The sequence below is a fragment of the Agromyces cucurbitae genome (genome assembly GCF_058349945.1).
Genome location: NZ_JBYRES010000001.1, coordinates 511,502 through 537,048 on the forward strand (window position 1 = coordinate 511,502; position 25,547 = coordinate 537,048).

General features: G+C 71.8%; 18 protein-coding genes. 11 read left to right on the forward strand and 7 right to left on the reverse strand.

Features of this window, described 5'->3' with window-relative positions; genetic code table 11:
• The first annotated feature begins 74 nt into the window (after window positions 1-74).
• Both lplAB and AC3RJ6_RS02455 read left to right on the forward strand, forming a co-directional pair.
• On the forward strand, window positions 75-1,124 hold the full coding sequence (gene lplAB, locus AC3RJ6_RS02450) for a lipoate-protein ligase LplAB (protein WP_491425285.1): 1,050 nt from the start codon (window positions 75-77) through the stop codon (window positions 1,122-1,124).
• Between the two features lie 44 nt (window positions 1,125-1,168).
• A complete protein-coding gene (locus AC3RJ6_RS02455) occupies window positions 1,169-1,495 on the forward strand; it encodes a hypothetical protein (RefSeq protein WP_491425286.1) in 327 nt (108 codons plus the stop codon).
• Between the two features lie 3 nt (window positions 1,496-1,498).
• On the opposite strand, the gene AC3RJ6_RS02460 is transcribed toward AC3RJ6_RS02455, so the two are convergent.
• Window positions 1,499-2,107, reverse strand: coding sequence for a TetR/AcrR family transcriptional regulator (locus AC3RJ6_RS02460; RefSeq protein WP_491425287.1), 609 nt, complete (start codon window positions 2,105-2,107; stop codon window positions 1,499-1,501).
• Between the two features lie 98 nt (window positions 2,108-2,205).
• Between AC3RJ6_RS02460 and AC3RJ6_RS02465 the strand changes: the two genes are divergently transcribed.
• The 6 genes from AC3RJ6_RS02465 (at window position 2,206) to AC3RJ6_RS02490 (ending at window position 13,598) form a co-directional block, all read left to right on the forward strand.
• The gene (locus AC3RJ6_RS02465) at window positions 2,206-3,669 is read left to right on the forward strand and encodes an APC family permease (protein ID WP_491425288.1); all 1,464 of its coding nucleotides are present in this window, start codon (window positions 2,206-2,208) and stop codon (window positions 3,667-3,669) included.
• Between the two features lie 243 nt (window positions 3,670-3,912).
• On the forward strand, window positions 3,913-5,640 hold the full coding sequence (locus AC3RJ6_RS02470; RefSeq protein ID WP_491425289.1) for an amidohydrolase: 1,728 nt from the start codon (window positions 3,913-3,915) through the stop codon (window positions 5,638-5,640).
• Window positions 5,641-5,854: 214 nt separating this feature from the next.
• Window positions 5,855-6,733 carry a DNA-methyltransferase gene (locus AC3RJ6_RS02475; protein ID WP_491426211.1) on the forward strand — a complete coding sequence of 293 codons (879 nt, stop codon included), beginning with the start codon at window positions 5,855-5,857 and terminating at the stop codon, window positions 6,731-6,733.
• A 14-nt stretch (window positions 6,734-6,747) separates the two neighbouring features.
• Window positions 6,748-7,485: a GntR family transcriptional regulator gene (locus AC3RJ6_RS02480; RefSeq protein ID WP_491425290.1), complete on the forward strand. Its 738-nt coding sequence runs from the start codon at window positions 6,748-6,750 to the stop codon at window positions 7,483-7,485.
• 202 nt (window positions 7,486-7,687) lie between these two features.
• Window positions 7,688-12,163 carry a LamG-like jellyroll fold domain-containing protein gene (locus AC3RJ6_RS02485; RefSeq protein WP_491425291.1) on the forward strand — a complete coding sequence of 1,492 codons (4,476 nt, stop codon included), beginning with the start codon at window positions 7,688-7,690 and terminating at the stop codon, window positions 12,161-12,163.
• Window positions 12,164-12,191: 28 nt separating this feature from the next.
• On the forward strand, window positions 12,192-13,598 hold the full coding sequence (locus AC3RJ6_RS02490) for a HupE/UreJ family protein (protein WP_491425292.1): 1,407 nt from the start codon (window positions 12,192-12,194) through the stop codon (window positions 13,596-13,598).
• Window positions 13,599-13,790: 192 nt separating this feature from the next.
• On the opposite strand, the gene AC3RJ6_RS02495 is transcribed toward AC3RJ6_RS02490, so the two are convergent.
• From AC3RJ6_RS02495 to AC3RJ6_RS02515, 5 genes are all read right to left on the reverse strand, one after another.
• The gene (locus AC3RJ6_RS02495; RefSeq protein ID WP_491425293.1) at window positions 13,791-14,819 is read right to left on the reverse strand and encodes a LacI family DNA-binding transcriptional regulator; all 1,029 of its coding nucleotides are present in this window, start codon (window positions 14,817-14,819) and stop codon (window positions 13,791-13,793) included.
• Window positions 14,820-14,837: 18 nt separating this feature from the next.
• The gene (locus AC3RJ6_RS02500) at window positions 14,838-16,298 is read right to left on the reverse strand and encodes a glycoside hydrolase family 1 protein (protein ID WP_491425294.1); all 1,461 of its coding nucleotides are present in this window, start codon (window positions 16,296-16,298) and stop codon (window positions 14,838-14,840) included.
• A 26-nt stretch (window positions 16,299-16,324) separates the two neighbouring features.
• On the reverse strand, window positions 16,325-17,221 hold the full coding sequence (locus AC3RJ6_RS02505) for a carbohydrate ABC transporter permease (protein WP_491425295.1): 897 nt from the start codon (window positions 17,219-17,221) through the stop codon (window positions 16,325-16,327).
• A complete protein-coding gene (locus AC3RJ6_RS02510; protein WP_491425296.1) occupies window positions 17,218-18,387 on the reverse strand; it encodes a carbohydrate ABC transporter permease in 1,170 nt (389 codons plus the stop codon). Before AC3RJ6_RS02510 ends, AC3RJ6_RS02505 begins: the two co-directional genes overlap by 4 nt.
• Before the next feature lie 74 nt (window positions 18,388-18,461).
• Entirely contained in the window at window positions 18,462-19,781 is a 1,320-nt protein-coding gene (locus tag AC3RJ6_RS02515) for an ABC transporter substrate-binding protein (RefSeq protein WP_491425297.1), read from the reverse strand.
• 253 nt (window positions 19,782-20,034) lie between these two features.
• Here AC3RJ6_RS02515 and AC3RJ6_RS02520 point away from each other — a divergent pair, with 253 nt between their 5' ends.
• The 3 genes from AC3RJ6_RS02520 to AC3RJ6_RS02530 all read left to right on the forward strand — a co-directional run bounded on the left by AC3RJ6_RS02520 (window position 20,035) and on the right by AC3RJ6_RS02530 (window position 23,866).
• A complete protein-coding gene (locus AC3RJ6_RS02520) occupies window positions 20,035-20,790 on the forward strand; it encodes a M15 family metallopeptidase (RefSeq protein WP_491425298.1) in 756 nt (251 codons plus the stop codon).
• Window positions 20,787-22,127: an MFS transporter gene (locus AC3RJ6_RS02525; RefSeq protein WP_491425299.1), complete on the forward strand. Its 1,341-nt coding sequence runs from the start codon at window positions 20,787-20,789 to the stop codon at window positions 22,125-22,127. The genes AC3RJ6_RS02520 and AC3RJ6_RS02525 overlap by 4 nt, the downstream gene beginning before the upstream one ends.
• A 161-nt stretch (window positions 22,128-22,288) precedes the next feature.
• A complete protein-coding gene (locus AC3RJ6_RS02530) occupies window positions 22,289-23,866 on the forward strand; it encodes an amidase domain-containing protein (RefSeq protein ID WP_491425300.1) in 1,578 nt (525 codons plus the stop codon).
• Window positions 23,867-23,876: 10 nt separating this feature from the next.
• Here the strand turns inward: AC3RJ6_RS02530 and pgm are convergent, their stop codons facing one another.
• Window positions 23,877-25,505, reverse strand: coding sequence for a phosphoglucomutase (alpha-D-glucose-1,6-bisphosphate-dependent) (gene pgm, locus AC3RJ6_RS02535; RefSeq protein WP_491425301.1), 1,629 nt, complete (start codon window positions 25,503-25,505; stop codon window positions 23,877-23,879).
• Between the last annotated feature and the right edge of the window lie 42 nt (window positions 25,506-25,547).

Consider the following 25,547-nt stretch of genomic DNA (forward strand, 5'->3'; position numbering starts at 1 on the left):
GCCGAATCTGGACGATCTCTGCCCATTCGATTCAGCCGCCCGAGGGCGGGGGTCCGAACCGTAGGCTTGACCGCATGCACGGTGAATACAAGGTGCCCGGCGGCAAGCTCGTGATCGTCGACTTCGACGTGGTGGGCGGGGCGATCCGCAATCCGCGGGTGGCCGGCGACTTCTTCCTCGAGCCCGACGAGGCACTCGACGACATCAACGCCGCGCTCGACGGCCTGCCCGCGGCATCCGATGCGAAGCAGATCTCGGCGGCGATCAGCGAGCGGCTGAGAAAAGACGCCGTCATGCTCGGCTTCTCGGCCGACGCAGTGGCCGTCGCCGTGCGCCGTGCGCTCACCGAGGCGACGAGCTGGGCCGACTACGACTGGGAGGTCGTGCACGACCCAGCCGTGCCGCCGCGCGTGCACCTCGCGCTCGACGAGGTGCTCGCCACCCGCGTCGGCGACGGTCGCCGCAAGCCGACGCTGCGCATCTGGGAATGGGACGAGTCGGCGGTCGTCATCGGCTCGTTCCAGTCGGTGAAGAACGAGGTCGACCCCGACGGCGCCGAGCGCTACGGCTTCGACGTCGTGCGCCGCATCTCGGGCGGCGGCGCGATGATGATGGAGCAGGGCAACGTCGTCACCTACTCGCTCTACGTTCCGGCCGAGCTCGTGCAGGGCATGAGCTTCGCCGACTCGTACGCCTACCTCGACGACTGGGTGCTGCAGGGGCTCCGCGCGCTCGGCATCGAGGCGAGCTACCAGCCGCTCAACGACATCACGAGCCCGCTCGGCAAGATCGGCGGCGCCGCGCAGAAGCGCCTCGGCAACGGGGGAGTGCTGCACCACGTCACGATGGCGTACGACCTCGACAACGAGAAGATGCTCGAGGTGCTGCGCATCGGCCGCGAGAAGATCAGCGACAAGGGCATCGCCTCGGCCGCCAAGCGCGTCGACCCGCTGCGGTCGCAGACCGGCCTCAGCCGCGGCGCGATCATCGAGAGCCTCAAGCAGACGTTCGTCGCGCTCAACGGCGCGACCCCGGGTTCGGTGAGCCCCGACGAGCTCGCCGAGGCCGAGGAGCTCGTCGAGACGAAGTTCGCGACGCGCGAGTGGCTGTACCGGGTTCCCTGAACGCTCGCGAGGAAGGCTCAAGGTCGTCCGGCTAGAATCGCCGGGTGGATTGGTGGATCTGGCTCGCGATCGCGCTCGGCGCGCTCGCCGTCATCGCCGTGGCCGTGCGCCTCGGCTGGATCGACCTCTCCGACAAGACCAAGAAGGGCAAGCCCTCGGGCAGCGCCGTCATGATGATCGGCGACGAGGTGTTCGCACCGCGCAAGTACGAGGCCCAGGTCGAGATGGACCGGCAGAACCGCCTGCCCACCCCCGCACCCACCCCCGACGGCGACAAGGGCATCGCGTTCGCCGATGACGAGACGGATGCCTCGGGCGCGCCTCCGGCGCGGACCGACCGCTTCAAGGGCTCGATCCGCCTCGACGTCTGACGCTCAACCAGCTGTTGTCACCGGGCAGCCGAGCTCGGCGGCGACGGCGCGCATCGCGGCGGAGGCGGTCGCGACCGTCATGAGGGCGTTGCCGCCCACGATGTGCAGGCCGTACGCGTCTTCGAGCGCGACGAACGTCATCGCGAGATCGTCGTCGCCGAGGTTCGGGGTGAACACCCCGGCCTCGCGCCCCGCCGCGAAGATGCGGCGGTACGTCTCGAGCTGGCGCAGGTAGAGCTTCTGCACGAGCTCGTCATGGAGCTCGGAGTTGCCGGCGAGCACGTCGAACTCGTAGAGCAGGCTCATGAGCGCGTCGTCGGGACCGCTCGGCAGCCCGGCGTCGATCGCCGCCGCGAGCTGCGCGCGCGGGTCGTCGAGGGCGGCCACCGTCGCGTCGCGCTCATCGCAGAACCGCTCGACGCCGGCGGAATGCGCTTCGACGAGCAGCGCGTCGAGGTCCTCGTAGTAGTAGAGAATCGCACCCCGCGTAAGGCCCGCCTGCGCCGCGACATCCGTCAACGACAGTGATCGCAGCCCGTGCATGCGCCCCGCGGCATACGTCGCCTCGATGAGCTCCGCCCGCCGGGCGTGCTGGTTCCGAGGTCGCGCCATGTCCTTGACACTAACCGATCGGCCTGTCATGCTCGGTGCATTCTTTGACACTTGAGTCAGATAATGTCCCTTGGTTCCCCCGACGAAGCGAGACCACCGTGACCTCACCCGCTCCCGCGCCCTCGCCGGCGCCCTCCCTCGACACCGCCGCGACGACGACGCACGGCGCCCAGCTGTCGCGGTCGCTCGGCGTCGGCGGCAACGTGCTCATCACACTGTCGGGCATCTCGCCCGCCTCGAGCGTCTTCATCCTCGGCGGCGCCGCGCTCGCCACCTACGGCACCGGCGTGTTCTGGGGCTTCGCCCTGGCCGGCATCATCAGCCTGCTCGTCGCCCTCTGCTACGCCGAGCTCGGGTCGCGGCATCCGATCGCGGGCGGCGACTACTCGCTCGTCAACCGGGTGCTCGGCCCTGCCTCGGGCGCGGCCGTGTTCTTCATCAACCTGATCACCCTGCCCCTCATCGTGGCGATCTTCGCGCTCGGCGTCGCCGACTACCTGGGCGTCGCGATCGCCGGCCTCGACCCGCTGTGGACGGCGCTCATCGTGATCGTGCTCGCGACCGTGACGGCGTGCTTCAACATCCGCACGAACGCGTGGGTGACCGGCGCGTTCCTCTTCGTCGAGATGGCCGCGCTCGTGCTGCTCGCGGTGCTCGGGCTCATCCACGTCGAGCGTCCGATCACGGCGCTCTTCGACCCGCAGGTGCTCGACCCCGCGACCGGCGGCCTCGCGCCGCTCGGCATCGCCGGCCTCGTGCTCGCGATCACGCAGGGCATCTTCTCGTACAACGGCTACGGCGGCGCGATCTACTTCGCCGAGGAGACCCGCAACGCCCGCCGCACGATCGCCCGCGCCGTGCTCTGGAGCGCGCTCATCACGGTGCTCGCCGAGCTCATCCCGCTCACCGCGATCCTGCTCGGCGCCGACTCGCTCGAAGACCTCTTCGGCGCCGCCCTCCCGGTCGAGACGTTCCTCGCCGAGAGCGCGGGCGACGCCGTCACGATCGTCGTGCTCGTCGCGATCGCCCTCGCGATCGTGAACGCGATCATCGCGATCGCGCTGCAGTCGGGCCGCCTGCTCTTCGCCGCCGCCCGCGACCAGGCGATGCCCGCAGGACTCGCCCGCCCGCTCGCGAAGGTCTCGTCGTCGACGAAGATGCCGGTCGTCGCGACCATCGTGATGGGCGTGCTCGCGCTCGCGGCGTGCTTCGTGCCGTTCGACGTGCTGCTGAACGCGACCGGCTCGACCCTCGCCTTCAGCTACGGCTTCATCGCCCTCGCCGCCCTCGTCGTGCGCCGCCAGACGAACCGCGAAGCCGCGGCCGGTGCGTCGACGTCGGCGTACTTCCGCATGCCGCTGTGGCCGCTCGCCCCGGTCGTCGCCCTCGCCGCGATCGCGACGATCTTCGTCATCGGCATCCTCGACCCCGCCCAGTGGCTGAGCCTCGGCATCGCCGCCGGCATCATCATCGCCGGCTTCGTCTATTACGCGCTGTACCTGCGCACGCACCCCGGTGCCGCGCACCTGCTCGACGCCGACGAGGACGACGACCTCGCCTGACGCCGCCACGGCGGCCGACGGGATCGCGGCGTCCGACCGCATCGGCGCCGCGATCCCGTCACGTCCACAAATACACACCGTGCGTGTCGACATGCCACAGATCCACACGACCGAGGCGCACAAGTCCACATACCCACACCGCCCACCGACCGGACACTCCAGTCGGGCTGGGCGGATCCGGCCACCGGTGACGCGTCCGACGAGTCACCGCGCTCCACCGAATCACGCAGAAAGCCCAGCACCATGACCCTCGACCTCCTCATCACCGGCGCCCGCGTGCGCACCTTCGACCCGGCGCAGCCGTGGGCCGAGGCGATCGGCGTCTCGGGCGACCGCATTGCGTACGTCGGCCCGGCGGCCGAGGCGCCCACCGCGCGCCGCACGGTCGAGGCCGACGGCCGGCTCGTGACTCCCGGCGTGATCGACAGCCACAACCACCTGCTGCTCGGCTTCGACGAGGACGCCGTCTCGCTCGAGGGCGCCCACGCCCTCGACGAGGTGCGCCGGCGCATCGCCGAGTTCGCCGCGGCGCGTCCCGAGCTGCCGTGGATCTGCGCCGAGAACGCCGTGTACGCGATCGTCGAGAACCGTCGCCCGAACGCCGGAGATCTCGCCGGGCTCGACCCGGACGGCCGGCCGATCTTCGTGACGACCTACGACCAGCACTCGGTCTGGCTCGACCGCCGGGCGCTCGAGGTGCTCGGCATCTCGGGCGGAGGCGAAATCGCGTGGGGCCGCGCCGAGCGCGACAGCGACGGTGCGGCGACCGGATGGGTGACCGATTTCTACACGAGCGCGATGACCGTCGCCGGGCTCGCGGCGCTGCAGCGCGACATTCCGATGTACTCGCCCGAACGTCGCTACCGCAAGCTGCAGTCGAGCATGCGCATGGCGACTGCGCTCGGCATCACGACCGTCGTCGAGCCGCAGGTGCCGCTCGCCGAACTGCCGCTGTTCGAGCGCGCGCTCGCCGAGGGCGTGCTGAGCTCGCGGGTGATCGCCGCGCTCTTCCACCCGGTCGGTGCCGACGGCGAGTTCCGCCGCACGCTGCGCGACACGATCGACGATGCTGCGGCGAACGCGGATGCCGCGGGGCTCTTGCGGCTCGGACCGATCAAGCTGTACTCCGACGACGTCGTCGAGCCGCACACCGCGCTCATGCTCGACGACTACGCGAACCGGCCGGGCCGGCGCGGACGCCCGAGCTACGCCGGCAACGGCGGACGCGAGCTCGTCGACGTCGTCACCGAGCTCGACCGGCTCGGCCTGCAGACGCACACGCACGCGACCGGTGACGGCGGCATCCGGCTCGCGCTCGACGCGATCGAGCACGCGCAGCGCGTGAACGGCACGGTCGACCGGCGCCACGGCGTCGTGCACGTCGAGTGCCTGCACCCCGACGACCTGCCCCGGTTCGCCGAGCTCGGCGTCACCGCCGCGATGCAGCCCCGCCACTGCTCGCCCGACCTCGTCGCCGGCACCTGGATGGAGAACGTCGGCGAGGAGCGCTGGAACCGAGCCTGGCGGTTCAGGAGCCTGCTCGACTCGGGCGCGACGGTGGCGTTCTCGAGCGACTGGCAGGTCGGCGAGATGGACCCGCTCGTCGGCGTCTTCTCGGCCGCGACGCGCGCCGCGCTCGACGGCACCGACCCGTGGACGACGGGGGAGCGGGTCGGCCTCGACCGGTCGCTCGAGGCGTACACCGTGCACGGGGCGCGCGCCTGGCACCTCGAGGGCTCGCGCGGCAGGCTCGCCGTGGGCATGGACGCCGACCTCGTGGTGTGGTCGGGCGACCTGTACGCGCACGAGCACGACCCGGCGGGGCTGCTCGGCGAACATGCGCAGGTCACGATGGTCGGCGGACGCGTCGTGCATTCGCGCGGCGCGGTCGCCGAGGTGGTCGGTTCGGCCGCGGCATCCGACCCCGCCGCCGGCCGCGAGGTCGGCGACGCCCACGCGCACGAGCACTGACCGCACCCCACCAGCTGGTTGAGGAGCGCGCGACGAAGGCGGTGGGTTGAGGAGGCGCGCCAGCGCCGTCTCGAAACCAGCACGCGTCTCGAAACCGGGTGACCGGGTCTCCGAGAGCGGCCTACGAGGTTTCGAGACGCGTCGCCGCTCCGCGTCGGCGCTCCTCAACCGGCGAACGGGTCCTCAACCGCCGGCCGGGCGACCGACTGGCAGACTGGAGCGCGTGGCCCCCGACGAACCCGACCGCATCATCCATGCGGACAACCTCGCCGTGCTGCCCACGCTGCCCGACGGCCGGTTCACGCTCATCTACCTCGACCCGCCGTTCAACACCGGTCGGGTGCAGGCGCGGCAGTCGCTGCGCCATGTGCGGCAGAGCGTGACCGACGACGCCGAGCCCGAAGCATCCAACACGATCACCGGCTTCGCGGGCAAGCGGTACGAGCGCATCCGCGGCGACCTGCTGCGCTACGACGACCGGTTCGACGACTACTGGGCCTTTCTCGAGCCCAGGCTCGTCGAGGCCTGGCGGCTGCTCGCCGACGACGGCACGCTCTACCTGCACCTCGACTACCGCGAGGCCCACTACGCCAAGGTGCTGCTCGACGCGCTGTTCGGTCGCGAGTGCTTTCTCAACGAGCTGATCTGGGCGTACGACTACGGCGCGAAGTCGAAGCGGCGCTGGCCGACGAAGCACGACACGATCCTCGTCTACGTGAAGAATCCCGAGGCGTACTGGTTCGACTCGACCGCGGTCGACCGCGAGCCGTACATGGCGCCGGGCCTCGTGACCCCCGAGAAGGCCGAGCTGGGCAAGCTGCCGACCGACGTCTGGTGGCACACGATCGTCTCGCCGACGGGGCGTGAGAAGACCGGGTACCCGACGCAGAAGCCCGAGGGCATCCTGCGCCGCATCGTGCAGGCATCGACCCGCGAGGGCGACTGGGTGCTCGACTTCTTCGCCGGCTCGGGCACGACGGGCGCGGTCGCCGCGACCCTCGGCCGTCGGTTCGTGCTCGTCGACGAGCACCCCGACGCGATCGAGGTCATGCGCCGGCGCTTCGCCGACATCGCGGGCGTGGCGTTCGAATGATGCTGCGGTGAACCGTGCGCGACGACGACGACGACCTCGATCACGACCTCGCCGGTGACCTGCGCCGGCGCATCCTCTCGGGCGAGCTGCCCGCCGGCGCCCGGCTGCCGAGCGAGCTCGAGCTCGCCGCCACGGAGCGCACGTCGCGCAGTGCGGTGCGCAGCGTGCTCGCGGCGCTCGCGCGGCAGGGCCTCGTCGAGTCGCGTCGGGGCGCCGGCTGGTTCGTGCAGTCGGCGAAGACCCAGGGGTTCGACCGCATGCGCTCGTTCACGCAGTGGGCCGAGGCGCGCGGGCGCGAGTCGGGCGGCCGCGTCGTCGCCCGTGAGCTGCGCCGGGCGACGCCGCGCGAAGCTCGGCTGCTCGGCATCGGCACGGGCGACGAGGTGCTGCACATGATCCGGGTGCGCACGCTCGAGGGGCGCGACGTCATGGTCGAGCGCTCGACCTGGGCGCCGTGGGTGCTGCCGCACGTCGAGCGCATGCCCGCCGACGCGCACTCCACGACGCGCCTGCTCGCCGATGCGGGCATCGTGATCACGCACGGCAACCACCGCATCGAGGCCGTCGCCGCGTCGAGCGAGGACGCGCGGCTGCTCGGCGTGCGGCGGTCGAGCCCGATGCTGCAGGTGCGGCGCGAGACGTACGCCGCGAACGGTCGCCCGGTCGAGTGCGGCGAAGACCGGTACGTGCCGCACACCATCTCGTTCGAGGCGCAGGCGGCCGGCATCGCCGAACGGCCCGACGCGGGCTGAGGCGACCGCCGTTCGACGCGCCCCCGCACCCACTGTGCGCAGCGGGCCGACGAATCCGCGCCGACTCGCGATTCCGCCGCCGAGCCGTCTCGCCGCGTTCACCCGGTGGCCACCTTCGCTCGATTTGGTGGCAGCGTTCCGGCTCCTGTCATTCGAAGGACATCCCGTGTCGCAGCCAGTCGTCCCCCCGTCCGATTCCGCCGTGCCTCGCCGATCCCGGCGTCGCCCGGCCCTCATGGTCACCTCCGTCGCCGCGGCGACGCTCCTCCTCACGGGCATGGCGGCCGCGCCGGCCCAGGCGCAGGCCGCGCAGACCGCTCCGGCCGTCGCCGCGTCGGCCGGCGACGCCCAGCCGGCGGCCGCGCCGTCGTCGGTGGAGTCGACGACCGACGCCGCCGCGTCCGCGTCACCCGCCGACGCCATCACCGGCCCGACCACCGCGACCGTCGGCGACACCGTCGCCTTCACGGGCGGTGCCGGCACGGCCGGCGACCTCGTCGTCACCGTGCAGAGCCCCGACGGGGTCGTCGCCGCCGTCACCGCGGGCGACGACGGCGCGTACCGGTTCGTGCCCGCCGTCGCGGGCGAGTACACGGTCGCCTTCACGGTCACCGATGCCGGGGGCGGCATCACCGAGGAGACGCACACCGTCACCGTCACCGGGGGAGCGGCCGCCGAGGATGCCGCGACGCCGTCGACCACGGACGCGTCGGCCGACGAGCAGTCCGCCGCCGAGGCATCCGCACCGGCACCCGCCACGGCGACGGCGTCCGCCGCCGGCGAGCCCGACATCCGGTTCGCGGCGATCGGCGACATCCACAACAACTGGAGCGAGCTCGCCGAGGCCTACGACTTCTGGAAGGCCGAGAACGTCGGCACCGCGCTCTTCGTCGGCGACCTCACGAACACCGCGACCGCGAGCGAGTACGCCGGCCTGAAGTCGACGATCGACTCGAAGGCCGACCTCGGCATCGACCTCGTCGCCTCGCTCGGCAACCACGACGTCAGCGCGATCTCGTCGTACGACCTGTTCACGCAGGCCACCGGCGGGCAGAAGCCCAACGCCGACTACACGATCGACGGCTACCACTTCATCACCGTCTCGCCGGGCGCCGGCACACTCGACCCCGTGACTGGCAAGCCGTCGCAGGCGAGCTCGGGCAATTACGCCTATGCCGCCTCGTGGCTGCAGCAGCGCCTCGCCGCCGCCACCGCCGAGGACCCGACGAAGCCCGTCATGGTGCTCGTGCACCACCCGCTGCAGTGCACCCACTACGTGTCGAACGAGTGGTACGGCACGGGCCTGTCGAGCGGGTGCGGCAACACGCTGCAGTCGGTGTTCGACGACTTCCCGCAGGCCGTGGTCTGGGGCGGGCACATCCACACCCCGCAGAACATCCCGACCTCGGTCTGGCAGGGCCAGGAGAACCGCGCCGGCGACAAGGCCGACAAGGGCTTCACGACCGTGAACGCGCCGCCGCTCGCGTACTACGAGTTCGAGTCGGGCGTCGTGGGCACGAGCCCGACGAGCCGTTCGAACGACACGACGCCCGACGACGCGGGCAACAACCGCCAGACGGCCGTCGTCGAGATCACGGGCTCGAAGGTCACGATCAAGAACTACGACCTGCTCGCCGACCAGTGGATCGACCAGACCTGGACGTGGGACGTCGCCGACTCGGTCGACACGACGAAGAGCTACGACGAGCGGTTCCCGCTCAACAACACGCACCGGGCGAGCCTCACGAAGGCGCCCGAGTGGAAGGCGGGCTCAGCGCTCACCGTCGACGGCATCGGCGAGGAGAAGGCGATGGTCGCGTTCCCGCAGGCGGTGCCCGCACCGAACACCGTGCAGGACATCGTGCACAAGTACCGCTACACGACGGTCGACGTCGCGACCGGGCAGACCGTGAACACGTTCCTGCAGTGGTCGGGCTTCTACAACCTGCCGATGCCGACGAGCCGCAACCACGAGGTGTGGAACCTGCGTCCGTCGCGCGAGTACGAGGTGCGGGTCACCCCGATCAACGCGTGGGGCAAGGAGGGCACGGCGCTCACGGCACGGTTCACGACGACCGGCTCGACCGGGCCCGTCGAGCCGCCGTTCGACCCCGAGAAGCTCACCTTCGACGATCTGCGCGAGCAGGTGCCGACGGCCGACCTGCTCGACGTCGGCTTCGCCGACGGCACGGCCGTGGATGCCTCGCCGAAGGCGTGGACGCTCACCGCGGGCAGCGCCGCACGAGTGGTCGAGGACGCTGACCTCGGCGCCCAGGTCGCGGTCGGCGAGCAGGGCTCGGCCTCCGCGTTCAAGACCGGGCTGTGGAGCGACGCCGACTACGCGAAGCTGCAAGACGGCTTCACGATCGACGCGACCTTCAAGCTCGACGCGATCGACAAGCCCGTCGGCGGCTACGTCGACGTGTTCGGCGGCATGCAGGGCGGCGGCATCGGCCTCGAGGCGGTGCGCACGGCCTCGGCCGAGACGTACGAGCTCGGGTTCTGGTACGCGAGCCCGCGGCCGTCGGTCGACCTGAAGTACGGCACCTGGTACCACGTGACCGGCTGGTACGACGGCACCGACGCGAGACTCTACGTGAACGGCGCGAAGGCGATCACGACCGAGAACGTCTCGTTCCCCGTCAAGCCGACGAACACCGCGGCCCGCTACATGGCGATCGGCGGCGACGCGAACGCGAGCGGCACGCTCGACGATGCGACGTTCGACGGGCGCATCGCCGGGGTCGAGCTCTACAGCACGCCGCTCAGCGACAAGAACGTGTACCGCGTCGCGAACCGCGAGCTCAAGCTCCTCGACGCCACGCCGCCGCAGGTGAGGGCCGAGCGGCCCGCGCCCGGTGCCTCCGCCGTCGTCGGCCGGACGTACATCGCGCCCACGCCGCAGGCGGTCGACAACTCGGGCCGGGTGAAGGTCGCCGTCGAGGTGACCGACCCGACGGGCGGGGTCGTCGAGGTCGCACGCACCGACGACGGCCGGTACACGTTCACGCCGGCCACGGCGGGCGCGCACACGCTCGCGTACGTCGCGACCGACGCCGCCGCGCGCCAGGCGCAGGCGACCTTCACCGTGACCGCGGCGAACGGGTCGGCCGAACTGGCCGGGCTGCTCGAGCCGCTGCCGGCCGCCGACCTGCTCGACCTCGACTACGTCGCCGGCAAGCCTGTCGACCGGTCGCCGCGGGCGCACGCCGTCGTCGCGGGCAACGCGCCGATCGCGGTCGACACCGCGCTCGGCACCGAAGTCGCGACGTTCACCGGCAGCTCTGCCCAGGGCTCGCGCATCGCGTGGTCCGACGCGGACTACGCGAAGACCGAAGACGGCTTCACGATCGAGTCGGTCGTCAAGGTGCCCGCGATCACGACCGAGCGCGACATGATCTCGAACACGCAGAGCGCGGGGCAGGGCCTCGAGATGCTGCCCGGCACCCAGCCCGGCAAGGTCTCGCCCGAGCTCTGGGTGCGCGTCGGCGGCAAGTACGTCGTCGCCCGTGCCGAGAACGCCGTCACCGCGGGGCAGTGGTCGCACATCGCGGCGACGTACGACGCCGCGTCGGGAGCACTGCGCGTGTTCGTCGACGGCCGCGAGGCCGGCACGGCCACCGCGACCGGCGGCGGCACGGTGCAGAACCCGACGGGCGCGGCACGCTCGTTCGTCGTCGGCGGCGACATCTCGTCGTCGGGCACGGTGGAGTACCCGTTCGAAGGCACCATCTCGACGGCGAGGATCTTCAGCGATCCGCTCGCCGCCGCGTCGGTCGAGCGCCTCGCCGCCCGCGCCCTGACGAGCAACGACACGACGCCCCCGCTCGTCGAGGTCGACCCCGAGCCCGCCGCGACCGCGACGGTCGGCGCCGAGTACACGGTGCCCGCCGGCCTCGCCGGCGACGACTCGGGCTCGGTCGAGCTCACGATCACCGCCTCGGGGCCGATCGGCGACGACGTCGAGATCGAGCCCGGCACGATCGTGCCCCCGGCCGCCGGTGCCTACACGCTGCGGTACCTCGCGGTCGACGCCGCCGGCAACGACACCGCGGCCGAGTTCGAGGTCGTCGTCGAGGAGCCCGCGCCCGTCGCCACGGTGCCGCCGAGCATCTCGGGGACCGCCGAGGTCGGCGGCATCCTCGTCGCCGAGCCGGGCGAGTGGGACGCGGAGGGCCTGACCTTCGCCTACCGCTGGACGGCCGACGGCGAGGAGCTCGACGGCGCGACCGACGCGCAGCTGTCGGTCGACGGGGCGCTCAACGGCGCCGCGATCGCGGTGACCGTGACGGCGAGCCGTGCGGGCGCGTGGCCCGGTGAGGCGACCTCGCCCGATGTCGCGATCGCGGACCTGCCGACCTGGCAGGCCGACCGCGTGTACGTCGCGGGCGACCGCGTGCTGCACGACGGCCGGGTGTTCGTCGCCCAGTGGTGGACGAAGGGAGCGACCCCCGGCGCCGTCGCGAAGAACGGCAGGGTCAACAGCGCGTGGGCCGAGCAGGGCGTCGAGGTGAGCACCGCGCAGGGCGTCGTGCGGGCCTGGACTCCCTCGTGGATCTACACCGGCGGCGAGACCGTCGAACACGAGGGCGAGCTGTATCGCGCGAGGTGGTGGACCCGCGGCGAGGAGCCCGGCACCGCGAAGCACCCGGCCTGGGCGAGCCTCGGTGCGGCCTGAGTCGCACCGGCGGGGGAGCGCGCGCCTCGTGCGCGCGCTCCTCTGCGCCGCCGCCGCGCTCGCCGCACTCGTGGCGGTGCTCGTGCCGGCCGCTCCGGCCGCCGCGCACAGCTACGCCGCCACGGTCTTCGCCGACGTCACCGAGCCCGAGCCGGGCCTCGTGCGCACGGTGCTCGAGATCGAGTACGTGCTGCTCGCGACCGACGGCGCCCGGGCGATGGACGACGCCGGCTTCGAAGCCGACGCCTACGCCGACGTGCAGGCGTCGGGACGCGATCCGCAGCAGCTGACGACCGACGTGCTCGAGCGGCACTCCGACACCGTGCTCGGCTACGTCCTGCCCCGGTGGGCGGTGGCCATCGATGCGGATGCCTCCGGCGAGGCATCCGCACCCGTCGACGCCTGCCCGAACGAGCTCGTCGAGCCGTTCGCGATCACGATCCGCGACGGCGTACCGCACGCCCGGCTCGTGATCGACTCGGACTGCCGGTCGCAGGCGGGCGCGGCCGCGCCGGTCTACCGGATCGGCACCGAGCTCTTCCCGGGCACGGCGCCGGGCGGCAAGACGACGACGATCGTGAGCTACGACCTGCGATCGGGGTCGGGCGTCGCGAACCTCGACACCGACCAGAGCCCCACGATGACGACGACGCAGGACTGGGGCTCGCGCATGGGCGAGTTCCTCGTCCTCGGCGCCGAGCACCTGCTCTTCGGGCCCGACCACCTGCTGTTCCTGCTCGCGCTCATCGTCGGGGCGCGGCGGCTGCGCGACATCATCGTCGTCGCGACGGCGTTCACCGTCGCGCACTCGATGACGTTCATCGCCGCCGCGCTCGGGCTCGTGAGCGTGCCGCCCGCGTTCGTCGAGCCGGTCATCGCGTTCTCGATCGCCGCGGTCGCCCTGTGGAGCGTCTGGGTGTCGCGACGCGGTCGCGGTGGGGTCGGCGGACTGCTGCCGTGGATGCGGAGCACGCCGGCCGCTGGGGACTCCGCAGGGCCGGCGGCCCGCCCGGCGCCGACGACGGCCCCTCGCTCCGGTGGACCGGCCGCGGCCTCGCGCGGCGGGCTCGCGCTCCGCGAGCGCACCGCGGCGAAGGTGCAGCCCTCGGCACTGCCGGCCGTGCTGGCCCCGCCGCGCGGGTTCTCGCGCGAGGACTGGGTGCGGGTCGCGGTCGTCTTCGTGTTCGGCCTCGTGCACGGCGTCGGGTTCGCGGGGGCGCTCGGCATCGACGAGCCGTTCTCGTGGGGCCTGCTCGGCGCGCTGCTCGTGTTCAACGTCGGCATCGAGCTCACGCAGCTCGTGCTCATCGCGATCGCGTTCCCACTCATCGTGCTGCTCCGGCGCCGGCTGCCCGTCGCGCCGCTGTGGATCGAGCTGGGGGTCGCAGCGGTCGGGCTCTTCTGGTTCGTCGAGCGCCTGCTCGCAGGCCCCTGACGGGCCTCGCGCGACCCGGTCGCGAGCTCTGCGGGGCCGCGCTCGCGCCAGCGTTCGACCCCGCCGATCACTCCACCCCGCCGAGTCGCCAGAAAGTGTCCCTGACACGCGTGAGGAACCGCCTTTTCTGGCGACTCGGCGGATCAGATGGGGTCGGGACGCGCGCGCGGGGTGCGGCGGCCGCAGTCGCCGCTACGCCGACTCGCGCACGACGAGCCTCGTGGGCAGGATCGTCTGCTTCGGCACGTCGTCGTCGCCCGAGATGAGGCGGATGAGGAGTTCGGCCATCATGCGCCCCTGCTCCTCGGAGGGCTGGGCGACGGTCGTGAGCGGCACGGCGACCCGTGTCGCGACGGGGCTGTCGTCGAAGCCGACCACGGCGACGTCGTCGGGCACGTGCAGTCCGCGCTCGGCGAGCACGGCGAGCGCGCCGCTCGCCATGAGGTCGCTCGCGACGAAGAGCGCGTCGATGCCGTCGTCGCCCTCCCCGGCCCGGTCGAGCAGCCGTCGCGTCGCCGCGGCCGCGCCCTCGGCGGTGAAGTCGCCCGACTCGACGAGGTCGTCGGGCAAGCCGGCCTCGGCGACCGCCGCACGGAATCCGTCGAGGCGGTCGACGCCGGCGCGCATGTCGAGCGGCCCCGTGATCGTGCCGATGCGGCGTCGGCCCAGGTCGATGAGGTGCCGCGTGCCGACCTCGGCGGCCGCCTCGTTGTCGACGTCGACGTAGGTCGCGCCCTCGACGAGCCCGTCGACGGGCCGGCCGCCGAAGACGAGCGGCACCGACGAGTCGGCGAGCACGATCTCGTCGCCCGTGTGGTGCGAGATGACGAGGGCGCCGTCGACGACGCCCGACTCGAGGTACGTGCGCGTCTTGTGGCGGGGGTCGCTCGACGCGACGAGCAGGTTGAGCACGTAGTCGCTGTCGTCGATGCGGCTCATGATGCCCTTGACGATCTCGGCGAAGTACGGGTCGCCGAAGAACGTCGTCACGTCTTCGGGCACGACGAGCGCGATCGCGTTCGACGAGCGGCTCGCGAGCGAGCGGGCCGCCCGGTTCGGCACGTAGCGCAGACGCTTGACCGCGTCGTTGACCGCGGCGGCGACCTCGGGGCTCACCTTCGGCGAACCGTTGACGACGCGGCTGACCGTCGCCCGCGACACTCCCGCGACGCGTGCGACCATCTCGAGCGTGGGGGCGCTCCCCGCGGCATCCTTCGCCATGTCGTCAGTCTAGGCAGGTCACAGCGAACGATCGCGGATGACTCGGGCGTACGCGTGCCCGCTGCGCTTGATCGTGCGCTCCTGCGTGTCGTAGTCGACGCGCACGATGCCGAACCGCTTCGCGTACCCCCACGCCCACTCGAAGTTGTCGAGCAGCGACCAGTAGAAGTAGCCGTTGACGGGTACGCCCGCATCGATCGCGTCGAGGATGGCGGCGAGGTGCGCGAGCACGAACGACTCCCGATCGGCGTCGTCGACCTGCGGCGCACCCGACTCGTCGTGCGACACCACGTCGTCGTACGCGGCCCCGTTCTCGGTGACGTAGAGCTCGACGCCGGCGTCGGCCGCGTAGTCCTCCCAGATGCGGCGCAGCAGGCGGGTGAGTCCCTCGGGCTGCACCTCCCAGTTCTGCGCCGTGCGGGGCAGGCCGCGGTCGACGTTGTACAGGTCGTGCGACACGGGGTAGGGGCTGCGGGTCGGACGGGCGTTGCCGGGCGCGCTCGACACGGGGGTGTCGGCGGGCGCGGGCGGCGTCGCCGAGACGAGGTCGCCGTGGTAGTAGTTCACGCCGAGCGTGTCGATCGGGGTGGAGATCAGGTCGAGGTCGCCGGGTCGCACGGCGGCCTCGAAGCGTTCGACGGCCGCGGCATCCACCGCGCGGATGTCGCCGACGATGTCGGCCGGGTAGCTCGCCCGGAACAGCGGGTCGAGGAACCACCGGTTGAACTGGCCGTCGAGCCGGCGCACGGCGTCGAGGTCGCGCGGGTCGCCCGGGTCGGCCGGGTCGGCGACCGTGTGGTTGAGGGTGATGCCGAGCTGCAGGCCGGCATCGCGGGCACGCAGCTCGCGAACCACCCGGCCGTGGCCGAGCAGCAGGTGGTGCGACGCGAGCATGCCCTCGGCGATGCTCCGGTGGCCCGGCGCGTGCTCACCGCCCGTGTACGAGAGGAACGAGGCGCACCACGGCTCGTTGAGCGTCGTCCACGCGCTGACCCGGTCGCCGAGCGCGTCGTGCAGCGAGAGCGCGTACTCGGTGAACCGGTCGGCCGTCTCGCGCACCGTCCAGCCGCCGCGCTCCTCGAGCGCCTGCGGCAGGTCCCAGTGGTAGAGCGTGAGCCACGGCTTGATGTCCGCCTCGAGCAGCTCGTCGACGAGGCGCGAATAGAAGTCGACGCCCGCGGGGTTCACGGGGCCGCCGTCGGGCCGCACCCGCGACCACGACGTCGAGAAGCGGTACGTCTGCAGTCCGAGCTCGCGCATGACCGCGACATCCTGCGGCATGCGGTGGTAGTGGTCGCACGCGACGTCGCCGTCGTCGCCCCCGACGACGGCGCCCGGCACCCGGCAGAACGCGTCCCAGATCGACGCCGTCCGGCCGTCGTCGAAGGCGGCGCCCTCGATCTGGTAGGCGGCCGTCGCCGCGCCGAACAGGAAGGTCTCGGGGAACGCGCGCGTCGCTGCACCCGTCGTCTCCGTCATGGAGAGGTCCTCTCGAAGCTCGATGGTCATCCCTTGACTGCTCCTGCCATGATCCCTGAAATGAGTTGCTTGCCGGCGATGATGAAGAGAATCAGCAGCGGCAGCGTCGCGAGCACCGCGCCCGCGAGCACGACCGAGTAGTCGACGTACCGGGCCGACTGCAGCTGGCTGAGCGCCACCTGCAGGGTCGGGTTCTGCGGCACGACGAGCAGCGGCCAGAGGTAGTCGGTCCACGCCGTCATGAAGGTGAAGAGGCCGAGGATCGCCATCGCGGGTCGCGCGGCCGGCACGCCGACGTGCCAGAACGTGCGGATCATCGACGCCCCGTCGACGCGGGCCGCCTCGATGAGCTCGTCGGGGATCACGTCGACCAGGTACTGCCGCATGAAGAACACGCCGAACGCGGTGACGAGGGTCGGCACGATCACGGCGCCGAGCGTGCCCGTCCAGCCGAACTGCTTCATGAGCATGAACAGGGGGATGATGCCGAGCTGCGTCGGCACCGCGAGCGTCGCGATGACGAACACCATGAGCCCCTCGCGACCGCGGAACCGCAGCTTCGCGAAGGCGTAGCCTGCGAGCGTCGAGAAGCTCACGACCGAGAGGGTGATGACGCTCGAGACGATGATCGAGTTGCCGAGCGCGAGCCAGAACGGCACGGTGTCGAGCACCTCGCCGACGTTCGTCCAGAACTGCCCGCCGGGCAGCAGCGGCGGCCACGTGCTCGTGAGCGCCGACTTGTCGCTCGAGCCGATGACGAACGACCAGTAGAGCGGGTAGGCGCCGGCGACGAAGAAGACGCCGAGCAGCGTGTAGGTCAGCCAGCCGGGGCGGCGCTCGATGCCGAGCGCACGGCGGCGCGGTGCGTCGTACCGAACGGGCTTGATCGCGTCGCGGGTGACGACGGCCTTCGTGGCGGTCATGCGCGGTCCTCCCTGTCGTCGTCGAGGATGTCGTCGTCGAGCGTCGGCTCCGCGACCATGGCACCCGTCACCCCTCCGGCTCCGGGCACGGCGGCGAGGGCGGATGCCTCGGCGCGAGCCGCGGCATGGGCGTCGAGCCGGCGCCTGGTGCGGCGCTTCGCGCGCTTCGCCTCGGCGCCCGCGATGCGTCGCGAGGCCCAGAAGTTCACCAGGCCGATGGCCACGATGATGAGGAAGAGCATCCACGCGACGGCCGAGGCCTTGCCGAAGTCCTGGCGGTTGAAGGCGAGGTCCCACAGGTAGAGCACGGTCGTCTGGTACTGCCGCTGCGGCCCGCCGGGCACCGAGCTCGTCGCGTTGAACAGCTTGGGCTCGGTGAAGATCTGCAGGCCGCCGATCGTCGCCGTGATGACGACGAACACGATCGTCGGCTTGATGCTCGGGATCGTGACCGAGAAGAAGCGGCGAACGGCGCCGGCGCCGTCGATGGCGGCGGCCTCGTGGATGTCCTTCGGCACGGCCTGCATGGCGGCGAGCAGGATGAGCGCGTTGTAGCCCGTCCAGCGCCAGTTGACCATGGTCGCGATCGCGATGTGGCTCGGCAGGGTCTCGGTCTTCCACATCACGGGATCGGCGCCGATCGTCGTGAGGAGGTTGTTGATGAGTCCGTACTTCTCGCCGAAGACGTTGCTGAAGATGAGCGTGACGGCGACGGGCGTCACGACGTAGGGGAGGATGACCGACAGTCGCCAGAAGGTCTTGGCGCGGATGTTCTGGTCGAGCACGGCGGCGATGACGATCGCGGCGATGAGCTGCGGCACCGCTGAGAGCAGGAAGATGCTGAAGGTGTTGAAGAGCGAGTTCCAGAACAGCGGGTCCTGGAGCTCGTCGGTGAAGTTCTGGAGGCCGACCCACTCGCCCGGGCCGGTGAGCAGGTTCCAGTCGTTGAGCGACACCACGAAGGTGTACCCGAGCGGGAAGAGCCCGACGAGGCCGAACAGCACGAAGAACGGGGCGATGTAGAGGTAGGGCGAGTACCGCACGTCCCAGCGGCTGAGGCGCTGCCGGGCGGTGAGCTCGGTGCGGGGCGCGGTGCGGTCGCGCTTCGCGCCGCCCGAGGGCGTGGGGGATGCCGCCTCCGTCGGCGGCGTGATCGTCGAAGTCATTCGGGGTTCCTCTCGTGAGGCGGGCCCTTCGGAGCGTTCGTTCCGAAGGGCCCGCGGTCACACGGCCGGTCGGGCTACTGCTGGACCAGCTGGTCGAGGAGGTCGAGCGCGTGCTGCCACGCGGTCGGGCCGTCGGCCTTGCCCGAGTCGAGCTCCTGGATCGACGGTCCGAAGACCTGCTCCTGGATGACCGAGTCGTCCGGCCCCTTGTACTGGGCGACGACGCCCTCGGCGCGCGAGCCGAGGATCTCGCCGACGGGCGCGTCGTTGAAGAACGCGGTCAGCTCGCTCTCACCGGTGACGCCCGAGTCGGACTGCGCCTCGACGTTCGACGGGAAGGTGCCCGCGGCCTGGAAGGCCGCGACCTGCGACTGCGCGTTCGTCAGGTACTCGGCGAGCTCGGCCGCCTCCTTCGGGTGCTTCGACGTGGTGGGCACGGTCAGGAACGCGCCGCCCCAGTTGGCCGCGCCGCCGGGGAAGACGTCGGCGAAGTCCCAGCCGGTGGTGGCGTCGCCGCCGCCGGCCTCGACCTGGCCCTTGACGACGCCGAGCATCCAGCCCGGGCAGACGAAGGTCGCGAACGAGCCGTCGGTGAAGGCCTTGCCCCCGCCCCAGTCCCACTGGGTCTGGTTCGACGAGAGGCCGTCGGCCGCGCCCTGCGCGAGCAGCGCCCAACGGGCCTCGAGCTCCTCGTTGCCCTCGACGTTGAGCTCGCCGTCGGCGGTGTAGTAGCCCTCGGGCAGCTGGTTGACCATCGAGTTCCAGACGAAGCCCGACTGGTCGTAGAACGCCTTGCCGGTCTTGTCGTGGTAGGCCTTGCCGACCTCGAAGAACTTCTCCCAGCTGGCGTCGTCGCCGCCGAACAGCTCGGCGACGCCTTCGCGGTCGCTCGGCAGGCCGGCCGCCTCGAAGAGCTTGCCGTTGTAGCAGAGGCCCTCGGGGCCGATGTCGGTGCCGTAGCCGATGATGCGGCCGTCGGCGTCGGTGGCCTGCTTCACCTTCCAGTCGACCCACTGGTCGGAGAGGTCGTCGGCGCCGTAGTCGCGCAGGTCGGTGAAGGTGTCGCTGACCTGCATGACCTTCGAGAGCCAGCCCTCTTCGACGGCCTGCACGTCGGGGAGCCCGGCGCCGGCGGCCTGCTTGGTCTGCCAGTCGGTGAGGGCGTTGCCGCCGGTGTCGATGTTGGTGGCCTTGATGGTGATGCCCGGGTGCTCGGCCTCGTACTGGTCGTAGAGGTCGTCGAGGCCCATCGTGCCGAACGTGGTGACGGTCAGGGTGATGTCCTCGCCCTCGGCGCTCGCGCCGCCGCCGGTCGAGCAGGCGGTTGCGAGCAGGGCGATCGATGCCGCGCCGGCGATGGCGACGGCGCCGCGGGTGCGTCGTGAGAGCTTCACGGTCACTCCTTTGTGTGCGTGGTCGATTCGGGATGATGATGCAGGAACCAGAGAGCGCTCTCTCAGCAGTGTGAGAGCGCTCTCACTCGTTCGGAAGGCGACATTACGACGATGTTTCGTAGATGTCAAGAGAGCGCTCTCACGCTTGCGGGGTGACGAGGCCCAGCCTGGCCCGCCGGGCCGCGCGTAGACTCGACGGGTGTCCGCCCCCGAAGAGCCCCCCGCTGTCAGCGAGGCGGTGCAGCGACGTCGAATGACCATCGCGCTCGTGCTCATCGCCGTCCTCGTGGCGATCAGCGTGGTGATCGTCGGCGCGGTCGCCGGAGCCGACACGGGTGCCGCGTCGGGCGCCGGGCCCGAGGCATCCGGTTCGACCAGCGCGTCGCCGCGGCCGGCCCCGCCGACCGTGCCGCCGCCCGCAACCGTCGACACGTTCGATCGCACGGCCCACTCGCTCGACGACCCCTCGAGCATCTGGGTCGTCGTCAACCAGGTCCGCCCGCTGAACCCGCAGGACTACGTGCCCGCCGACCTCGTCGAGGTGCCCGTCGCGCACACCTGGGTGCCCGAGCTGCGGCAGGAGGCCTCCGACGCCGTCGTCGCGATGTTCGCCGCCGCGACCGACGAGGCCGGCTTCTACCTGGCCTCGAACAGCGCGTACCGCAGCTACGACACGCAGGTCGAGCTCTACGGCGACGGCAGCGACCCGACGACCGCGCCGCCCGGGCACTCCGAGCACCAGACCGGCCTCGCGATGGACATCGGCACCGAAGCGGGCTGCACGTTCGAGTGCATGGACGACAGCGCCGAGGGCGAGTGGGTGCGCGCGAACGCCTACCGGTTCGGCTTCATCCTGCGCTACCCCGCCGACAAGGTCGACATCACGGGCTACCCGCACGAGTCGTGGCACTTCCGCTACGTCGGCGTGCCGCTCGCGACCGAGATGCACGAGAAGGGCATCACGACGCTCGAGGAGTTCTTCGGCGTTCCCGGCGGCCCCGCGCAATGACCGGCGCGGCGAACGGCCCCGACGCGTCGAGCACGCCCGACGCGGCGAACGCGACCGGCGGGTCGAGCACTCCCGGCGCGGCGAAGCCCCCCGGTCCGCCGCCGCCCGTGCCCGCGGTGCCGCATCGCGGCGTCTCGCTCTCGGTGCTCATCGTCAACCAGTTGCTCGCCGGCGTCGGCGTCGCGTCGGGCATCGCGGTCGCCGCCCTCCTCGTCGAGGAGCTCACGGGCGTCGTCGCCCTCGCGGGCTTCGCCCAGTCGTCGAGCGTGCTCGGCGCAGCGCTCACGGCGATCCCGCTCGCGAAGCTCGCCGTGCGGCGCGGCCGCCACGTCGCGCTCGCGACGGGCTACGCGCTCGGATGCCTCGGCGCCCTCCTCGTCATCGCCGCGGCGGTGAGCGGCTTCGTGCCCCTCGTGTTCCTCGGGCTCATGGCGTTCGGCGCGGGCACGGCCGCCGGACTCCAGGCGCGGTTCGCCGCGACCGAGGTCGCGGCGCCCGGCTTCGAGGCGCGCTCGATGTCGCTCGTGCTCTGGGCGACGACGCTCGGCTCGGTGGCCGGCCCCCTGCTCTCCGACCTCGGCGACACCGTCGGCCAGAGCATCGGGCTGCCCGCGCTCGTCGGCCCGTTCCTGTTCTCGGGCGCGGCGTTCGCCTTCTCGACGCTGCTCGTGGCGGCACTCCTGCGGTTGCCGCCCGCGGGTCGGCTCGCCGGGGATGCCGCGGCCGGGGCATCCGGTTCATCGGCGTCGATCGGATCGTGGCAGGCCATGCGCATCGCGGCCCGCAACCCGCGCGCGCTGTTCGCGATCTTCGCGATCGTCTGCTCGCACACGGTCATGGTGGGGGTCATGGTCATGACGCCCGTGCACATGATGGCGCACGGGCTCTCGCTCTCGCTCGTGGGCATCGTGATCAGCATCCACATCCTCGGCATGTACGGGGCGAGCCCGCTCGTCGGCTGGCTCGCCGACCGCATCGGGTCGGAGCGGGTGATCTTCATCGGCATCGGCATCCTCGCGCTCGCGACGCTCACGGGGATCCTCGCGCCCGCCGACGACATGCTGCTCGTGCCGCTCGCACTGGGGCTGCTCGGGCTCGGCTGGTCGTGCGGGCTCATCGGCGGCTCGACCCTCGTGACCGACGCCGTCGACCCGTCGATCCGCGTGCCGCTGCAGGGTGCGACCGATGCGGCGATGAACCTCGCGGCGGCGATCGCGGCCGCCCTCAGCGGGTTCGTGCTCGGGTTCGGCGGGTTCGCCGGGGTGTGCCTCGTGGCGATGCTCGTGCTGCTGCCGCTCGTCGTGGTCGGCGTGCGTTCGCGGCGTCTCCCGGCCTGACCCGCGCCGGCTGAGCCGGGGCACGCCCGGCCCGCCGACGGATCGGCGTGCAGGGTGTTGTGAGAACGCTTTCATGGGTTTCCCAGAGTTCGGGAGGGTTCCTCACAAACTCGCGTGATGAGGTTTCGTGTCCCCCGAAACGCCGACCGGAACCTCTTCCCGTGTTCAAACGAATCTCCAAGACGCCGCCTGCCCCCATGCCGCAGCGCCGCCGCGCGACCTTCCGCGCGCCCGGCGCGATCGACCCCGCTCTCCTCGCCGAAGGCGCGGACGCGACGGCCGACGGCCCCGGCGCCTCGTTCGAGCACCTCGCGGAAGCCACGGAACCGGACGGCACCCGGGAGGACTCGGCCGCGCCCGATACGGCCGAGCCCTCCCGTCCGACCAAGGCCCGGCGCGGCTTCGTCGCCGCGATGCGCGAGCGCGATTCCGCGGCGAACGGCGGCGCGTCCCCCGACACCGTGGCCGGCCCCGATACGACCGTCGACGAGGTCGCCGGTGCCGGACGTGCGCTCAGCGACGGCGGGACTCCGCAGGGTCCGGGTTCAGTTCCCCCGAACCCGGGCCCGCCGGAGTCCCGTCGCACGAGCTCCGGTGCCGACGACGGTGCGGCGGAGGCCGCGCCCGACGCGCAGGCCGAGCGCCACCCGCGGCACCGTGCCGACCACGCACGCAACCGCCGGCCCTCGAGCGGCACCCGTCGGCTCGTCGCGCTCGGCGCCACGACCGCGCTGTTCGGCGTGACCGCGTTCGGCGCCGTCGCCTCGGCGATCGCACCCGGCGGCACGGCCTCCGCGGTCGCCGCGAGCGGTGCGTTCGGCGCAGCGCGGACCGAGGCGGGCGAGACGACGGCCGCCGCCGCGGGCGACGAGATCGTCTCGACGGCCGCCGCGGTCGACGACGGCCCGACGATCACGAGCGGGCTCTCGACCGCTGCGGCGCCCTTCACGGGCGGCACGCAGGTGTCGGTCACGGGCGACGGGCTCGACCAGGTCGGCGCCGTGACGGTCGCCGGTGTCGAGGCGCCCATCGTGTCGGCCGACGAGGGCACGATCACGTTCACGGTGCCCGCGGTCTCGGCGGAATCGCTCGGCGACGCCGAGGTGAGCTTCTCGGACGCCGCGGGCAACCCCGTGCCGGTCGACGCGCCCGCGGCGTCGGTCGCGGCCGGCGTCGAGGTGCCGGAGGCGTCGACCACCGACGCCGAGGGCGTCGACGAGGCGTCGACGACCGAGGTGCCCACGGTGCTCACCCTCGACTACACGAGCGACCCGCGCATCGACGCGCAGGTCGGCTACGTGCTCGCCCACTGGAGCGACTACAACACCGACGAGTACACCGTGCTGAGCGGTGTCGACTGCGCGAACTTCACGAGCCAGTCGCTCGTCGCGCGCGGCTGGAAGATGGACGACGGCTGGTACTACGACCGCGCGACCGGCGCCATGTCGCCGAGCTGGGCGAGCTCGACGGCACTGCGCGACTACCTGCTCGGCCGGCCCGACGTCGCGACGCCGCTCGACGACTCGCAGCGCGCGGCCGTCAAGGTCGGCGACATCGCCCAGTTCGACTGGGATGCCTCGGGCGACCGCGACCACACCGCCGTCGTGACCCGGGTCGAGCACTCGGGCGGCACGACCCGCATCTGGGTCGGCGGCCACACGAAGGACGCCGACTACTGGAACGTCGACGAGGCCCTCGCCTCGGGCGGCGGCACCGTCTCGTACTTCTCGCTGAATTGACCGGCGGCGCTCAGCCGCCGAGGGCGGCGTCGACGATGCGCTTCGCCTCGGCCTGCACGAGCTGCAGGTGCTCGGGCCCCTTGAACGACTCGGCGTAGATCTTGTAGACGTCCTCCGTGCCGCTCGGCCGGGCCGCGAACCACGCGTCGGCCGTCTCGACCTTCACGCCGCCGATCGCGGCGTCGTTGCCGGGCGCCTTCGACAGCTTCGCGGTGATCGCCTCGCCCGCGAGCTCGGTCGCGGCGATGGCGTCGCCGTCGAGCCGGCCGAGCGCGGCCTTCTGCGCGGCGTCGGCCGCGGCATCCGTGCGCTCGTACGCCGGGTCGCCGAAGCGCGACACCAGCTCGCCGTACAGCTCCGACGGCGACCTGCCCGTGACGGCGCGGATCTCGGCGGCGAGCAGGCACAGCAGGATGCCGTCCTTGTCGGTCGTCCACACGGTGCCGTCGAAGCGCAGGAACGAGGCGCCCGCACTCTCTTCGCCGCCGAAGCCGACCGAGCCGTCGACGAGCCCGGGCACGAACCACTTGAACCCGACCGGCACCTCCCACAGGCGGCGGCCGAGCGACGCTGCGACCCGGTCGATCATCGAGCTCGAGACGAGCGTCTTGCCGATCGCGGCATCCGGCCGCCAACCCGGGCGGTGCGCGAACAGGTACTCGATCGCGACGGCGAGGTAGTGGTTCGGGTTCATGAGCCCGCCGTCGGGGGTCACGATGCCGTGCCGGTCGGCATCGGCGTCGTTGCCCGTGAGCAGGTCGTACGCGCCCGCCTGCGCGACGACCGAGGCCATCGCGTTGCGGCTCGACGGGTCCATGCGGATCTTGCCGTCCCAGTCGAGGGTCATGAACGACCAGCGCGGGTCGACCCGTTCGTTCACGACCGTGAGGTCGAGCCCGTAGCGGTCGCGGATCGCCGCCCAGTAGTGCACCGACGCTCCGCCGAGCGGGTCGGCGCCGATGCGGATGCCGCTGTTCCTGATCGCCTCCATGTCGATGACGTTCGCGAGGTCGGCGACGTAGGCGCCGCGGAAGTCGTACGTCTCGACCCCGCTCGGCTCGGCCTGGTTCACGCCGCGCAGCCCGTCGGCGATGAGCTCGTTCGCGCGCGCCGCGATCCACGCGGTCGCGTCGCTGTCGGCTGGCCCGCCGTGCGGCGGGTTGTACTTGAAGCCGCCGTCCTGCGGCGGGTTGTGCGACGGGGTGATGACGATGCCGTCGGCCTCGCCCTCGGCGCGCTTGGCCGGGTCGTTGTTCCAGGTCAGGATCGCGTGCGAGAGCGCCGGCGTCGGCACGTAGTCGTCGAACTCGTCGACGAGCACGCGCACCTCGTTGCCGACGAGCACGTCGAGCGCGGTCGTCTGGGCGGGCGCGCTGAGCGCGTGTGTGTCGGCGCCGATGAAGAGCGGCCCCGTGATGCCCTGGGCGGCGCGGTACTCGACGATCGCCTGGGTCGTCGCGAGGATGTGGTGCTCGTTGAAGCTCGTCGTGAGCGACGAGCCGCGGTGGCCCGACGTGCCGAACGCGACGCGCTGCCCGGGCACCGTCGGGTCGGGCTTCAATTCGTAGTACGCCCTGATGAGCGCTTCGACGTCGATGAGGTCGGACTCGATGGCCGGGGTTCCCGCTCGCTCGTGCATGCGAACAGTCTTCCGCGGGTTGAGGAGGCGCGCCAGCGCCGT

Bases quoted from the DNA above. Each gene is read 5' to 3' on its own strand.
- AC3RJ6_RS02520 (WP_491425298.1), top strand. From the start codon at position 20,035: ATGACCATCGCGCTCGTGCTCATCGCCGTCCTCGTGGCGATCAGCGTG.
- AC3RJ6_RS02460 (WP_491425287.1), bottom strand. From the start codon at position 2,107: ATGGCGCGACCTCGGAACCAGCACGCCCGGCGGGCGGAGCTCATCGAG.
- AC3RJ6_RS02495 (WP_491425293.1), bottom strand. From the start codon at position 14,819: ATGGCGAAGGATGCCGCGGGGAGCGCCCCCACGCTCGAGATGGTCGCA.
- AC3RJ6_RS02500 (WP_491425294.1), bottom strand. From the start codon at position 16,298: ATGACGGAGACGACGGGTGCAGCGACGCGCGCGTTCCCCGAGACCTTC.
- AC3RJ6_RS02470 (WP_491425289.1), top strand. From the start codon at position 3,913: ATGACCCTCGACCTCCTCATCACCGGCGCCCGCGTGCGCACCTTCGAC.
- AC3RJ6_RS02525 (WP_491425299.1), top strand. From the start codon at position 20,787: ATGACCGGCGCGGCGAACGGCCCCGACGCGTCGAGCACGCCCGACGCG.
- lplAB (WP_491425285.1), top strand. From the start codon at position 75: ATGCACGGTGAATACAAGGTGCCCGGCGGCAAGCTCGTGATCGTCGAC.
- AC3RJ6_RS02510 (WP_491425296.1), bottom strand. From the start codon at position 18,387: ATGACTTCGACGATCACGCCGCCGACGGAGGCGGCATCCCCCACGCCC.
- pgm (WP_491425301.1), bottom strand. From the start codon at position 25,505: ATGCACGAGCGAGCGGGAACCCCGGCCATCGAGTCCGACCTCATCGAC.
- AC3RJ6_RS02505 (WP_491425295.1), bottom strand. From the start codon at position 17,221: ATGACCGCCACGAAGGCCGTCGTCACCCGCGACGCGATCAAGCCCGTT.